The organism is Neomesorhizobium albiziae (genome assembly GCF_900114255.1).
GTDB classification, from domain to species: Bacteria; Pseudomonadota; Alphaproteobacteria; order Rhizobiales; family Rhizobiaceae; genus Neomesorhizobium; species Neomesorhizobium albiziae.
This window is the reverse complement of record NZ_FOSL01000018.1, coordinates 1-13,955: the sequence shown is the minus strand read 5'-3', so window position 1 is coordinate 13,955 and position 13,955 is coordinate 1. Positions and strand designations below refer to the sequence as shown.

The window sequence follows — 13,955 nt, the reverse complement described above, 5'->3', positions numbered from 1 at the left end:
ATGGCAATTCAGGATATCGCCGAAAAGATGACGGCGAAAGTCGCGAGCGCGGGTTTCGAGCGTTCCGTGAAATTCGATACTGGCGCTGACGGCGTCATCGTGATCGACGGCGCCACGGTGTCGACCACCGACGGCCCGGCCGACTGCACCATCAAGCTGTCACTCGACGATTTCGAGCAGCTGATTTCCGGCGACCTCAACCCGACCAGCGCCTTCATGACGGGACGCATTAAGATCGAGGGCGACATGACCGTCGCCATGGCGCTCAGCCAGCTGCTCTGATTCTGCCGCGCTAAACCGTTGATAGATAAGGAATAGTCAGGCGGCGAGCTTCAGCCCGCCGCCTTTCAGCTTGCGTCCGGCGGCACGCAGCACACCCTTTGCGCCGTTAAGCGCGCCTTCGCTCAGTTCAAGCGCAAGGAAGCGGTGCCGTTCGTACGGACCGGGCATGGCAAGCGCGCCGGTCTTGTCAGCCGAGAAGCCGAAACGGCTGTAATAGGGCGCATCGCCGACCAGCAGGATCGCTGCGTGGCCGAGCCGCTTGGCTTCCGAAATAGCGTGCGACATCAATGCCTTGCCGATGCCCGCGCTTTTCAGCGACGGCTCGACCGCCAGCGGCCCGAGCAGCAGCGCCTTGCCGCCGTTCTCACCAAGCCGGACATCCCACAGACGAACCGTGCCGACGACCGTGCCGGCGCCGTCGCGCGCCACGAACGCCAGGCCCTCCGACGGACGCCGGCCGCGCCGCAGCTTTTCGGAGGATTTCTTGCGTCTTTTCAAACCCATGGCCCGGTCGAGCAACGCCTCGCGCGCCGGCACATGTGGATCGATTTCTGCGGTGATGGCGAAAACGAATTCGTTTCGCGCAATGTTTTCAACGACTTCCATCTTCCTGATCCCTTACGAGTGGAGAAAAGTGTCCACAAGCAGCCATAGCGGCACAAAATCGTCCGCTATGGCGTGATCCGACGACCCTTTTGAGCGTGATCTTTTCCGAAAACCGGTTCCCACTTTTCGGGATCACGACCCTTTTGAGCGTGATCTTTTCCGAAAACCGGTTCCCACTTTTCGGGATCACGACCCTTTGAGCGTGATCTTTTCCGAAAACCGGTTCCCACTTTTCGGGATCACGCTTTGAGGCCGTCAGATCACGTAGGATCGGAGTGGCTCGAAGCCGTTGAAGGCGACCGCCGAGTAGGTGGTGGTGTACGCACCGGTACCCTCGATCAGAACCTCGTCGCCGATGGTCAGCGACAGGGGCAGCGGGTACGGCGTCTTCTCATACATCACGTCGGCCGAATCGCAGGTCGGGCCGGCGAGCACGCAAGGCGCGGTCGCACCGCCGTCATGCGCGGTCACGATCGGGTAGCGGATCGCCTCGTCCATCGTTTCGGCGAGACCGCCGAACTTGCCGATGTCGAGGAACACCCATCGCACATTGTCGTTGTCGGCCTTCTTCGAAATCAGGACGACTTCCGACTTGATGACGCCGGCATTGCCGACCATGCCGCGGCCCGGCTCGATGATGGTCTCGGGAATGGCGTTGCCGAAGTGCTTGCGCAGCGCCGAGAAGATCGCCTGGCCATAGGCCTGCGCCGCCGGCACGTCCTTCAGGTAGCGCGTCGGGAAGCCGCCGCCCATATTGACCATCTTCAACACGATGCCCTCGTCGGCAAGCTGTGCGAACACCTTCTTGGCGTCGCCCAGCGCGCGGTCCCATGCGGTGAGATCGGTCTGCTGCGAGCCGACATGGAACGACACGCCGTAGGCGTCGAGGCCGAGCTTGCCGGCATGACGCAGCACGTCGACGGCCATCGCCGGCACGCAGCCGAACTTGCGCGACAGCGGCCACTCGGCGCCTTCGCCATCGGTGAGCACGCGGCAGAACACGCGGGCGCCGGGCGCTGCGCGGGCGATCTTCTCGACCTCCTCGACGCAGTCGACGGCGAACAGCCGGATGCCGAGCTGGTAGGCGCGCGCGATGTCGCGCTCCTTCTTGATGGTGTTGCCGAAGGAGATTCGTTCGGCGGGAGCCCCCGCGTCCATCGCCATCTCAACCTCGGCAACTGACGCGGTGTCGAAGGACGAGCCCATCGCAGCAAGCAGGCGCAGGATCTCCGGCGCCGGGTTTGCCTTCACCGCGTAGTAGATCTTGGAATCGGGAAGCGCCTTCTCGAAGGCGTTGAAATTGTCGCGCACGACATCGAGGTCGACGACCAGGCAAGGACCGGACGGACGTCGGGTGGCGAGGAAATCGAGGATGCGCTGGGTAGCCATCGGGTCTCTCCAATCGCGCCTTTCGGCGCGCACAAGGGCGTGCGGGACGCGGGCCGTCGGCCTCGCGAACACGCGATCAAACAAAGGCGGGACGGAAATCCATGGAACCAGCCGGTGGAGACCCCGGAACCATGAAACGCCGTCTCGCGGCGATGAACCTTAGCCAGCCCGGCTTCGGTTCGCTTTGTCTGCCTTGGCTTGGATGGGAGACCCGTCCGCACTGCCGGCAATGAAGGTGTGCCTCTTCAGTAACCCCGGTCTTTGGACGACCGGCAGAACACCAGAAAGGCCCGCACCGTCGTTGCTTCAAGGTGTCCTCGGTTTGGCGGTTGGCCACTAAACCGACTGGAGTGGTTGGCTCCAGTTACCTTACCGGTTTCCTCGCCATTCGAGGGACCAGCGGACACCCACAGGCACGTGCGACTTTGGGCAAGTCGCGATATATGGTCGAGTGCTGTAACAATCAATTAAAATCGAAGCCCGACTTGAAAAAATCCGGACGTCGAACAATGCTGCGCGCACTGTTTCCGGATAATGAACGATGGCCGAGCGGCGCGACCCCTTCAACGCATTCCTGGATTTGCCGCATGTGCCTGTTGCCAATGCGAAATCCGGACCGTTGGCGGGGCTTCGGCTGGCCGTCAAGGACATATTCGATGTCGCCGGCTACCCGACCGGCTGCGGCAACCCGCAGAGGGCCGCCGAGGCTTCGCCGGCCCGCAAAACCGCCGTCGCCGTGCAGACGCTTCTCGATGCCGGCGCGCGATTCGCCGGCAAGACGCAGACCGACGAACTCGCCTTCTCGCTGATGGGACACAACGCGCACTTCCCGCAGCCGGTCAATCCCGCGGCGCCCGACCGCGTCACCGGCGGCTCCTCTTCCGGATCCGCCGCCACTGTTGCCGGTGGACTGGCCGACATCGCGGTCGGGTCGGATACCGGCGGCTCGATCCGCGCGCCTGCCTCCTTCTGCGGCCTGGTCGGCCTGCGCACCACGCATAGCGCGATACCACTCGACGGCGTTATGCCGCTGGCGCCGAGCCTCGACACGTTCGGCTGGTTCGCGCGGGATATTGAGACCTATGAGAAGGTGGCCGAGGTGCTGCTTGGCAGGGACAGCGCTGCCCCTCACCCTCACCCTTACCCTCTCCCCGTAAAGGACGGGGAGAGGGGGGCGTCCACGTCGCGGCCATCCTCCTTCTCCCCGTCCCTACAGGGAGAAGGTCCGGCAGGGGATGAGGGGCATTTGAACAACTCGTCGGGCTCCACCCTCTCCATCGAGAGGAGGGAGACCCCCACCCCGGCGCTGCGCGCCGATCCTCCCCACAAGGGGGAGGGTGAAATCCGCGCCTTCTCCATTTCTGTCCTTGATGGGCTGGTGCTGCCCAACGCCGTCGCCGAATATGCGCGTATTCGTGACCTGGCAGCCAACGTCACCGGCGCTCCGGCCGCCGCCCCTACCCTTTCCCACGACATAGGCGACCTCTACTGGTGCTTCCGCAAGCTGCAGGCCCATGAGGCCTGGGCCTCGCAAGGAAGCTGGATTTCCGCGAAGGATCGCGGCCTCGGCCCGGGCGTCAAGGAACGCTTCGAATTCGGCGCGACCATCACCCACGAGACCGCCGAAGCCGAGACAGCGCGCCGGGACGACTTCCGCGACGAGCTGGCGGGACTTCTGGGCTCTGGCGGCATTCTCATCCTGCCCACCGTTCCGGGCGCGGCCCCGCTGAAATCCGCAAGTTTCGATGCCACCCAGGCCTATCGCGAGCAGGCACTTCATCTTCTGTGCCTGTCGGGCCTTTCCGGCTTTCCGCAAATCACGCTGCCGCTCGGCTCGGTCGACGGTGCGCCCTTCGGCATCTCGCTGCTCGGCCCCGCCGGCAGCGATCTCGCGCTGATCCGGCTTGGCCGGCGGATTCTGGAGGAAGCGGACAAGTGATGACGGCGGAACTTGTAGCCCCTGCGGCGGTGTTACGAAAGCTCACCCCACCCGGCTGCTTCACAGCCATGCCCCCTCCACCACGCTTCGCGTGGTCCCCCTCCCCCGTAAACGGGGAAGGATCCAACGTCCACGCAGCCGATCCTCCTCTGGGGACAGCAACCGAACTTTCAGCGCGAGGACATCCATGGACACACTGACCCGCATGCGCGCCTTCATCGACGTCGTCGAGGCGGAGGGTTTTTCCGCCGCGGCGCGCAAGATCGGCCGCTCGAAAGCGCTGCTTTCCAAATATGTGCGCGAACTGGAGGACGAACTCGGCGCGCTGCTGCTCAACCGCACCACGCGGCAGTTTTCGCTGACCGAAGCCGGCCACACCTATTACCGGCGGGCTTCCGAAATCGTCCGCGAGATCGACAGCCTACAGGAGACGGTGCGCGAATCTTCCGGCGACGTGCGCGGCCGGATCAAACTTTCGGCACCACGCACCTTCGCCGATGCGCCGATCGGCCAATCGCTGATCGACTTCGCCAGGGAGCATCCGGAAATCACGCTGGAAATCTACCTCGACGACCGGTTCGTCGATCTGGTGGAGGAAGGCTTCGACCTCGCCATCCGCATCTCGCGACTGGAAAACTCGTCGCTGATCGCCCGGCGGCTCGCGCCGTTCTCGGTCGTGCTCTGTGCGTCGCCCGACTTCGCCGAGAAAAATGGCCTGCCGCAACGGCCGCAGGACCTGACCAAGATTCCGTGCATCGTCGACACCAACAGCCGCAATCTCTCCAACTGGGCCTTTATCGGGGAAACCGGGGAAATGATCAGCGTTGCCGTGTCTGGCCGGCTGGAGGTCAACAGCCCGATTGCGACCCGCGCCGCAGCGCTCTCCGGGCTCGGTTTCGCCTTGCTGCCCGATTTCATCGCCCAGCCCGACATCGACGCCGGCCGGCTGGTCGCCGCGCTCGAGGACCGCATCGTCACTGGAGGCGGCATTTTCGCGGTCTATCCGCACCGCCGCTATCTGCCCGCCAAGGTGCGCGTGCTGGTCGATTTCCTGGTGCAGTGGTTCAAATCGCGGGAATAGACACGATTTGTCTGTTGGCCGCATTTGTGCGACGCCAGGTGATTACGCCTGGCTGCAAAATGCTTGGGGCGCGGGTCCCAATTTCGCCGGTTTTCTGGTAAACCTCGGCAATCTCAATCCAAAGGACGGCACTCTTCGATGCGACTTTCCGCGCCAACGACTATTCTGGCGAGTGCTGCGGCCGCCTTCCTTGCCACCACGGTTCCGGCTTTCGTGCACCCCCACGTCTTCGCCGAAGCCCGCCTCGACGTGACGCTCAACCCCGACAAGTCGGTCAAGTCGCTACGCCACCTCTGGCGTTTCGACGATGTCTTCTCCAGCACGGTGCTGATGGAATTCGACAAGAACGCCGACCTGCAGCTCGACGACGCCGAACTGCAGGAGGTGGCCAACACGGTTACTACCTCGCTTGCCGAATACGACTACTTCCAGGTGGTGACGGAAGACGGCAAGGATGTGGCCATGAAGCCGCCGGCGCAGCTGATCGCCAATTACGAGAGCGACCAGCTCATCATCCTGTTCGAATCCGAGCCGAAGGAGCCGCTGAAGCTTTCCGGCAAGGTGGATTTCGGCGTCTACGATCCGACCTTCTATACGGCGATCGATTTCACCGAGGACGACAACATGGCGGTCGACGGCGACCTGCCGGCGGGCTGCACCCGCACCGTTGTCCGCCCCGACCCCGACGAAGCCCTTGCTCAGAACCAGTCGAAGCTCACCGACGCGTTCTTCAACGATCCCTCGGGCACCGACATGAGCAAGATTTTCGCCACCCGCCTCGAACTGAGCTGCAAGGGCTGACATGAGCAAGACCTTCATCCGCATCGTGTTTGCGTTGCTGGCGCTTTCCTACATCGCCACGCATTTCCTCGCCCCCGCGCATGCGCAAAGCTCACTCGGCATCGGCGCTAACGAGGCGACCTTGCCGTCGACCGGGCTGTTCGCCGGATGGCTGAACTGGATCAACGTGCAGCAGCAGGCTTTCTATCGCGAGCTGACCGGCGCGCTGAAGGCGATGCGCGGGGATGGCTCGAAGCTGTGGCTGCTGGTCGGCCTTTCCTTCGTCTACGGCATCTTCCACGCAGCCGGCCCCGGCCACGGCAAGGCGGTGATTTCGTCCTACATGCTCGCCAACGAAGTGGCGCTGCGCCGTGGCATCTTCTTGTCCTTCGTCTCCGCCTTCCTGCAGGCCGCGACTGCGATCGCCGTGATGACGCTGGTCTTCCTGGTGCTGCGCGGAACGTCGATCTCGATGACCGACGCCACCTGGTTCCTGGAAACCGTGAGCTACGCGATGATCACCGCATTCGGCGCCTGGCTCTTGTGGCGCAAGGCCGGGCCGCTGGTGCGCGGACTGTTCGGGGCCAACCCGGCCTACAGCCTTTCGGCCGCGCATGCCCATGCACACGGGCATGCGCATTCGCATTCTCACGGGCATTCGCATGCCGCACACGCACACAGCCACGCGCACTCCGGCGCGCACAGCCACAGCCACGAGGCGCATGCTCACGCCGGCCACGACCATGCGCATCACGACCACTCGCACGCGCATGCCTCGGCCCACGCGCACCACGACCATCACGGCCATGCACATGCCCCCGGCGAGGTCTGCGAGACCTGCGGCCATTCGCATGCGCCCGATCCAGCACTTCTGTCGGGCGACCGCTTCGATTGGCGCGCCGCCTGGTCGGCAGTCGCCGCCGTCGGCATCCGCCCCTGCTCGGGCGCGCTGATCGTCCTGTCGTTCGCCTTCCTCAACGGCCTGTGGGCCGGCGGCATCCTGTCGGTGGTGGCGATGGCGATCGGCACCGCGATCACCGTCTCGATCCTCGCCACGCTTGCCGTCACCGCGAAGAACTGGGCGGTGTACTTCGCCGGCGACGGCCGCATGGGCAACCGCGTGCATTCAGCCTTCGAGATCGGCGGCGCCGCACTGGTGATGCTGATGGGGCTGTTGTTGCTCAGCGCAAGCCTGACGGCTTGAGAAGATCGCAGCCTGACCAACAGCGCCCCACGTCGCCTCTTATCTTGCGACGCGCCGGCTATATCGTCCTGCCCAGTTCGTCCTCGATATGGACCCGCACGATATCGTCGAAGTTCTCCTCGGCGGTGAAGCCGAGCGCCCTTGCCCGCGTGGCCTCGAAGCGGGTCGGCCAGCCCTTCACGATCGACCAGATCGTCTCGTCCGTTTCCTCGCGGATCAGTCCCGCCACATCGGCGCCGGCGATGCGCTCAAGCGCCTCGATCTGCTCGCCGACGCTGACGGCCACGCCCGGCATGGTGAGGTTGCGGCGCGGCCCGACGGCGTCGCCGTCGATGCCGGCGGCATGGATCAAGAAGCCGACCGCCGAGCGCGGGCTGGCGTGGGTGTGCACCACAGAGCGCGGCACCGGCAGGATCGCCTCGACGCCGTTCAGCGGCTCGCGGATGATGCCCGAGAAGAAGCCGGACGCCGCCTTGTTTGGTTTGCCCGGCCGTACGCAGATGGTGGGCAGGCGGATGCCGATGCCGTCGAAGAAGCCGCGCCTGGTATAGTCGGCAAGCAGCGCCTCGCCCATCAGCTTCTGGGTGCCGTAGGAGGTGAGCGGCGTCTGGTGGAAATCGTCGGAAATGACATCTGGGAACGGCGCGCCGAACACCGCGATTGACGAGGTGAAGATGACGCGCGGCCTGTAATCGGCGAGCCGGATGGCGTCGAACAGAGCGCGGGTGCCGTCGAGATTGACGCGGTAGCCTAGGTCGAAATTGGCTTCCGCCTCGCCCGAAACGATGCCGGCGAGGTGGAAGATCGCGTCCGGCTTCTGCTCCACCAGCCTGGCCGCAGCACCCGCCTCGGAGAGGTCGCCGACATGGATGGCGACATGTGCGTCTTCCATGGAAAGCGTGTCGGTCGGCACGATGTCGTGCAGGTCGAGCGCGGTGATCTTGCGGCCGGCGAGCGAGCCGTCCTTGTGCAGGCGGGCGGCGAGCTTGCGACCCACCATTCCGGCGGCCCCCGTGATCAGGATGCGCATGTCAGTCTTTCCCCCTCTGGCTTCGTCCGCGCAGCCAGAACACCAGGAAGAAAGCCGCCACGAAAAGCACCGCGACGGCGAAGGCCGCCGCCGGCGACACATTGCCGACCGCCAGCACGATGGTCGGCATGTAATAGAAGGCGGTCCCGAAGACGGCCAGGATGATTGCCGCCGCGATGGCGGCGCCGCGGTTGCTTCCCATCACAGCGTCCAGCCGCCATCGATGGGAATGGCCGTTCCCGTGGTGAAGGCGGATTCGTCCGCGGCCAGGTAAAGCGCAAGTGCCGCGATCTCCGAAGCTTCGCCGACGCGGCCCATCGGCTGGCGCGAGACGAACATTTCCATCGCCTTGTCGGTGCCGCCGGCGGTCTTGCCGAGATCCTCGACCCGGCCCTCCCAGGAGGGCGAACGCACGGTGCCGGGGCAGATCGCGTTGCAGCGGATGCCTTGCCGGATGAAATCCATGGCGACCGACTTGGTGAGGCCGATGACGGCGGCCTTGGTGGCGCCGTAGGCGTAGCGGTTGGGCGCGCCCTTGATGGACGACGCGCCGGAGGAAAGGTTGACGATCGAGCCGGAGCTTCCGTTTTCCTTGGCCCGCGCCAGCATGCCGGGCAGAAAGGCGCGGATCGTGCGGTGCATCGACTTCACGTTGAGGTCGAAGGAAAAATCCCAGTCCTTCTCGCTTGTTTCGAGCACGGTGCCGTGATGCACGTAGCCGGCGACGTTGACCAGAATATCGATGGGGCCGATCTTTTGCGCATAGGCTTCGACGGCGCGCGTCGACATCACGTCGAGCTTGGACTTCCTGGCGCGCGCCAGCCCCTCGAGCTTGGAGCGGTCGAGGTCGGAGGCATGCACGGTGGCGCCTTCGGCCACGAAAGCCTCCGCGATTGCCCGGCCGATCCCCTGCCCTGCCGCGGTAACCACGGCGATCTTTCCCTTCAGCCTGCCTGCCATGCGTGTTTCCCTAGTGGTGATGTTGTTCGTCGGCGTGCCCGTCGGCGCATTCGCCATATTCCGGTTCCACAGTGGCATGGTCGATGCCGTGGCTTTGCGCAAGCCTTTCCTTGATGGCCCTGACCGCGCCATGCGCGTCCACCCCCTCGTCGAGGCAGGCATGGAGCGTCGCCATGTTGTTTGCCCCGTCAAGCGACCAGACATGCATATGGTGGATGTTGCGGACACCGGGCACGCCTTTCACGACATCGGCCGCGATGGCGTCGCGGTCGAGATTGGCCGGAACCCCTTCGAGCAGCACATGGGCCGCGTCGCGCATCAGCGCCCAGGCTGTGGACAGGATGAGCAGCGCGACCAATACCGACAGGATCGGATCGATCGGCGTCCAGCCGGTCCACATGATGACAAGGGCGGCGATGATCGCTGCGACGGAGCCCAGGAGATCGCCCAGCACATGCACAACGGCGCCGCGCATGTTGAGGCTATCGCGGTCGCCGCCATGCAGGACCAGGAAGCCGGCGATATTGACCAACAGGCCCAGCACCGCAACGACGAGCATCGGTCCGGCCAGTACAGGGGCGGGCTCGATGAAGCGGCGCGCCGCCTCGTAAACGATCCACACCGCGACGGCAAAGATGGTGATGCCGTTGGTGTAAGCGACCAGCGTCTTGACCCGTCCGAATCCATAGGTCAGTCGTTGCGTCGCTGGCCGCTCCGCCAGCTTGAATGCGTACCAGGCAAGCCACAGCGCAATAGAATCGGTGAGCATGTGGCCGGCATCCGCCAGCAGCGCCAGCGAGCCGGTGAGAAGGCCGCCGGCCGCCTCGGCGATCATGAAGCCGCCGGTCAGGCAGGCGGCGATCAGGACGCGTGTCTTGTCCGTCGTGCCGGAGCCATGGTCGTGGCCGGCATGGCTGTGGCCCGCATGGCCGCCGCCATGGTCGTGGCCGTGTGCATGCGCCATGCGTTGTTCTCCTAACCGGCCAGCAGCAGCGAACGCTAGATCAGAATCGCCTTCGCTGCTCTATCCTTTGTTTCAGCATCGGATTTTTCCGAAAACCGCTACGCACTTTTCGGTCCGATGCTCGCCCGCATCTCTTCCAGCCGCTGCTTCTGCTGGCCCTGGGCGTCGAAGTTAGCCGGATCGAGCCACGCCTCATAGGCCTTGCGCAAGGCCGGCCATTCCTTGTCGATGATCGAAAACCAAGCGGTGTCGCGGTTTTCTCCCTTGATCACCATGGCTTGGCGAAAAACCCCTTCCGGCTGGAACCCGAAACGCAATGCGGCGCGCTTGGAAGGCTCGTTGCGGTTGTTGCACTTCCACTCCCAGCGTCGGTAGCCGAGATCGTCGAAAATGTGACGCATGAACAGATAGTGCGCCTCGGTGGCGGCGGGCCTGCGCTGCATCAGCGGCCCCCAGTGGATGTGGCCGATCTCGATGGCGCCGTTGGCCGGGTCGATGCGCAGGAAAGTCTGCCGCCCGGCGACCTTGCCGGATGCCTTGTCGATGACGGTGAAATAGAGCGGGTCCTCGCTCGCCTCGGCCTTTTCCAGCCAAGGCTGGAAGGCGGCGCGGCTTTGCGGCGTGTATTCGCCGAGCCAGCGGAAGCGGTCGTCGGCATTGCCGGCGGTCGCCGCTTCGAACAACCCGTCGCCATGTTTTTCAGCGCTGAGCGGCTCCAGCCGGACGTAGCGGCCTTCCAGAACCTTGCGCCTGGGGCGCGGACGCGGCTGCCAGTTCTTCAAATCGTCGGACACCGGAAATTCCTTTGCGTTTGACAGGCGAAGCGGACACTTTCAAAAATGCCTGCCGCCATTATAGCGCAGCGCTTCACTCAGACGCGCAAAGGCGCTGTAAGACTTTGAATCCGCGCATGATCCCTGGCGAACCGGAACCGGTTTTCAGGCTCATGCGCTAGCACCAATCCGGGTCAACAGAATGCTCCACACCGTTCCCGCCTTCGATCGCCTCGGCGAAGAAAACGCCTTTGCCGTGCTGGCGCGGGCAACCGCCCTTGCCGCGCAAGGCGAGGACATCGTCAATCTCGGCATCGGCCAGCCGGATTTCAAAACGCCGGCCCATATCGTGGAGGCTGCGATCAAGGCGCTGCGCGACGGCCACCACGGCTACACGCCGGCGACCGGGCTTCTGGCCACCCGCGAGGCGGTGGTGCGGCGCACGCTCTCCACCACCGGCATCGAGGTATCGCCGGAAAATGTCATGATCCTGCCGGGCGGCAAGCCCACCATGTATGCGGCAATCATCATGTTCGGCGAACCCGGCGCCGAAATCCTCTATCCCGACCCCGGCTTTCCGATCTACCGCTCTATGATCGAGTTTACCGGCGCCAAGCCGGTTCCTGTGCCGATCCGCGAGGAGAACGGCTTTGCCTTTTCGGCCGACGAAACGCTTTCGCTGATTTCGCCTCAGACCAGGCTCCTGATCCTCAACTCGCCGGCCAATCCGACCGGCGGCGTCACCCCGCACGCCGAGATCGAGAAGCTGGTGAAGGGCCTGCAAGCGCATCCGCATGTCGCCATCCTGTCGGACGAAATCTACGACGTGATGACCTATGACGGCGAGACGCATTGCTCGCTTCTGCAGTTCCCGGAGATCCGCGAGCGCCTCATCGTGCTCAACGGCTGGTCGAAGACCTGGGCGATGACCGGCTGGCGCATGGGCTGGTCGATCTGGCCGAACACGCCGGATAGCAGCCACCTCTACGACAAGGTGCGCAAGCTGGCGGTGAATTGCTGGTCCTGCGTCAACGCGCCCGCCCAGTTTGCCGGCATCGCCGCGATCGACGGCCCACAGGACGAGGTCGACAAGATGATGCAGGCCTTCGACCGCCGCCGGAAGGTGGTGGTTGAAGGGCTGAACGGACTGCCGGGTGTCTCCTGCATCACGCCGAAAGGCGCCTTCTATGCCTTCCCCAATGTCTCCGGGACTCGCTGGAAAGCCAAGAAGCTGGCCTCCGCGCTGCTAGAGGAAGCCGGCGTGGCGCTGATCGGCGGCCCGGATTTCGGCATCCTCGGCGAAGGTTATATCCGCCTCTCCTACGCCAACTCGGAAGAGAACATCCTGCGGGCGATCGACAGGATCGGGAATTTTTTAAGAAATAACTGAGGCAACATTGCCTGGGAGAGCATGCGCTTACTGGCGCGCACCTCTCTGGCTGCCATCTCCCCCTCGAGGGGGGAGATCAGTCGCGCAATCTCAACCATCGAAAGATCGGCACCTTCTGCTCCACGGCGAACAGCAACTCATCAGCCAGATGGGGGGCGATCGAATTGCGGCGGAACAATGTCTCCATGAGCCGGTTATCAGAGAGACCTAATGGAGGACTATGCAATGCACGGTATCATCTATCTCGTCGGTCTCGTCGTCGTCGTCCTGTTCATATTGTCCGCGCTCGGCCTGCGCTGATCGGAGGACAACATGACAATTTCACAAACAAGTGGTCGTGAGACCGTCGTCGAGGAAGCCGGAGCGCGCGACACCGGAGCTTCCTATATCGATTGGCCCGCGATCCTGGCCGGCGTCGTGGTGGCCAGCGCAATTTCCTTCGTGCTTTTGACCTTCGGCTCGGCGATAGGCCTGTCCATGACTTCGGCCCGCGAAGGCCAATCCGCGTCATTGTTCTGGATCTCCGTCGTCGGTGGCCTCTGGATCCTTTGGGTTCAAATCACCGCATCGCTTTGCGGTGGCTATCTGACCGGCCGCATGCGCCGCAGGGTCGGCGACGCAACCGAAGCGGAATCGGACATTCGCGACGGCTCCAACGGGCTTGTCATGTGGGGCCTCGCAACGCTCGTGGCGGCCGGCATCGCACTGTCAGGCGCGATGGGAGCGGCAAAAGTTGCCGGCCAAACCGCGACCGCTGCGGCTTCCGCGGCGGGCCAGGCTGTCGACGCGATGGACCCTTCGGCTCTGCTCGTTGACCGGACACTTCGCGGGCGGCCAGACGCCGCAGCGGCGACCGAGGAGGATCGCCAGGCTATCGGGCGCATTCTGCTTACCGCCGCCACCGGCGACCAGATCGATCCGGCCGACCGGGACTATCTGGTGGCAACCGTCGCGTCGCGGACCGGTGTTTCGCCGGAAGAGGCGTCCACTCGCGTCGACCAGCTGGTTGAGCAGGCACGCGCAATCGAGACGCAGGCGCGAGAAGCAGCCGAGCGTGCTCGACACGCCTCTGTGATCGCGGCATTCCTCGCCGCCGCCGCGCTGGCGATCGGCGCAGCCGTTGCCTACTACGCAGCCACGCTGGGCGGGAATCATCGCGACAACCAGACGGTGCTGGAGGGATGGTATCGGCCGTGGTGATCTAGAGCATTTCAGGTTTTGACAGAAGCGTATCCGGCGTTTGCGAAGTAGTTGGAGCATTCGTGGGGCTCGATGTTTGCGGCGAGGTTGCCGACATCTCGCCAGGTATCCTCAATGGTTCGCTTCTGTGCGAGGCGCATCCAATGCTTGATCTTGGCGAAAGCCTGTTCGATCGGGTTGAGGTCTGGCGAGTAGGGCGGCAGGTACCAAAGCCTGGCGTCGGCGGCGCGGATCATTTGCCGGACGGCTGCCGACTTGTGGGAGCCGAGATTGTCCATCACGACGATGTCGCCGGGCCTGAGCACCGGTACGAGCTGCTGCTCGACATAGGCGCGGAAGCACTCGCCGTTGATTGGC

Annotated in this window: 15 protein-coding genes; 7 read left to right on the top strand and 8 right to left on the bottom strand. The window is 64.1% G+C overall.

Going from position 1 to position 13,955, the window contains the following annotated elements; all coding sequences use genetic code 11:
• Entirely contained in the window at positions 1–282 is a 282-nt protein-coding gene (locus F3H98_RS22415) for an SCP2 sterol-binding domain-containing protein (RefSeq protein ID WP_149762559.1), read from the top strand.
• Between the two features lie 36 nt (positions 283–318).
• Here F3H98_RS22415 and F3H98_RS22410 read toward each other — a convergent pair whose 3' ends face one another.
• Both F3H98_RS22410 and odc2 read right to left on the bottom strand, forming a co-directional pair.
• The gene (locus F3H98_RS22410) at positions 319–888 is read right to left on the bottom strand and encodes a GNAT family N-acetyltransferase (protein ID WP_149762558.1); all 570 of its coding nucleotides are present in this window, start codon (positions 886–888) and stop codon (positions 319–321) included.
• A 255-nt stretch (positions 889–1,143) separates the two neighbouring features.
• Positions 1,144–2,277, bottom strand: a complete 1,134-nt coding sequence (odc2, locus tag F3H98_RS22405; RefSeq protein ID WP_149762557.1) for an ornithine/lysine decarboxylase — start codon at positions 2,275–2,277, stop codon at positions 1,144–1,146.
• A 541-nt stretch (positions 2,278–2,818) separates the two neighbouring features.
• Here odc2 and F3H98_RS31880 point away from each other — a divergent pair.
• The 4 genes from F3H98_RS31880 to F3H98_RS22380 all read left to right on the top strand — a co-directional run bounded on the left by F3H98_RS31880 (position 2,819) and on the right by F3H98_RS22380 (position 7,281).
• Positions 2,819–4,216 (top strand): amidase family protein, encoded by a 1,398-nt coding sequence (locus tag F3H98_RS31880; RefSeq protein WP_244621846.1) that lies wholly within the window; start codon positions 2,819–2,821, stop codon positions 4,214–4,216.
• Positions 4,217–4,403: 187 nt separating this feature from the next.
• Positions 4,404–5,297 (top strand): LysR family transcriptional regulator, encoded by an 894-nt coding sequence (locus F3H98_RS22390; RefSeq protein WP_149762556.1) that lies wholly within the window; start codon positions 4,404–4,406, stop codon positions 5,295–5,297.
• 138 nt (positions 5,298–5,435) lie between these two features.
• Positions 5,436–6,098: a DUF1007 family protein gene (locus F3H98_RS22385; RefSeq protein WP_149762555.1), complete on the top strand. Its 663-nt coding sequence runs from the start codon at positions 5,436–5,438 to the stop codon at positions 6,096–6,098.
• Between the two features lies 1 nt (position 6,099).
• Positions 6,100–7,281: a nickel/cobalt transporter gene (locus F3H98_RS22380; RefSeq protein WP_149762554.1), complete on the top strand. Its 1,182-nt coding sequence runs from the start codon at positions 6,100–6,102 to the stop codon at positions 7,279–7,281.
• 58 nt (positions 7,282–7,339) lie between these two features.
• Here the strand turns inward: F3H98_RS22380 and denD are convergent, their stop codons facing one another.
• From denD to F3H98_RS22355, 5 genes are all read right to left on the bottom strand, one after another.
• Positions 7,340–8,311, bottom strand: a complete 972-nt coding sequence (gene denD / locus F3H98_RS22375; RefSeq protein ID WP_149762553.1) for a D-erythronate dehydrogenase — start codon at positions 8,309–8,311, stop codon at positions 7,340–7,342.
• 1 nt (position 8,312) lies between these two features.
• Positions 8,313–8,513 (bottom strand): hypothetical protein, encoded by a 201-nt coding sequence (locus F3H98_RS22370; protein WP_149762552.1) that lies wholly within the window; start codon positions 8,511–8,513, stop codon positions 8,313–8,315.
• The gene (locus F3H98_RS22365; RefSeq protein WP_149762551.1) at positions 8,513–9,271 is read right to left on the bottom strand and encodes an SDR family oxidoreductase; all 759 of its coding nucleotides are present in this window, start codon (positions 9,269–9,271) and stop codon (positions 8,513–8,515) included. The genes F3H98_RS22370 and F3H98_RS22365 overlap by 1 nt, the downstream gene beginning before the upstream one ends.
• A 10-nt stretch (positions 9,272–9,281) precedes the next feature.
• Positions 9,282–10,235: a cation diffusion facilitator family transporter gene (locus F3H98_RS22360; RefSeq protein ID WP_149762550.1), complete on the bottom strand. Its 954-nt coding sequence runs from the start codon at positions 10,233–10,235 to the stop codon at positions 9,282–9,284.
• Between the two features lie 98 nt (positions 10,236–10,333).
• On the bottom strand, positions 10,334–11,029 hold the full coding sequence (locus tag F3H98_RS22355) for a GNAT family N-acetyltransferase (RefSeq protein WP_149762549.1): 696 nt from the start codon (positions 11,027–11,029) through the stop codon (positions 10,334–10,336).
• Between the two features lie 181 nt (positions 11,030–11,210).
• Between F3H98_RS22355 and F3H98_RS22350 the strand changes: the two genes are divergently transcribed.
• Positions 11,211–12,398: a pyridoxal phosphate-dependent aminotransferase gene (locus tag F3H98_RS22350; RefSeq protein ID WP_149762548.1), complete on the top strand. Its 1,188-nt coding sequence runs from the start codon at positions 11,211–11,213 to the stop codon at positions 12,396–12,398.
• 312 nt (positions 12,399–12,710) lie between these two features.
• Entirely contained in the window at positions 12,711–13,598 is an 888-nt protein-coding gene (locus F3H98_RS22345) for a hypothetical protein (protein ID WP_149762547.1), read from the top strand.
• Between the two features lie 11 nt (positions 13,599–13,609).
• Here the strand turns inward: F3H98_RS22345 and F3H98_RS22340 are convergent.
• The coding region (locus F3H98_RS22340) for a transposase (RefSeq protein WP_149762546.1) at positions 13,610–13,955 on the bottom strand (346 nt) is incomplete at its 5' end.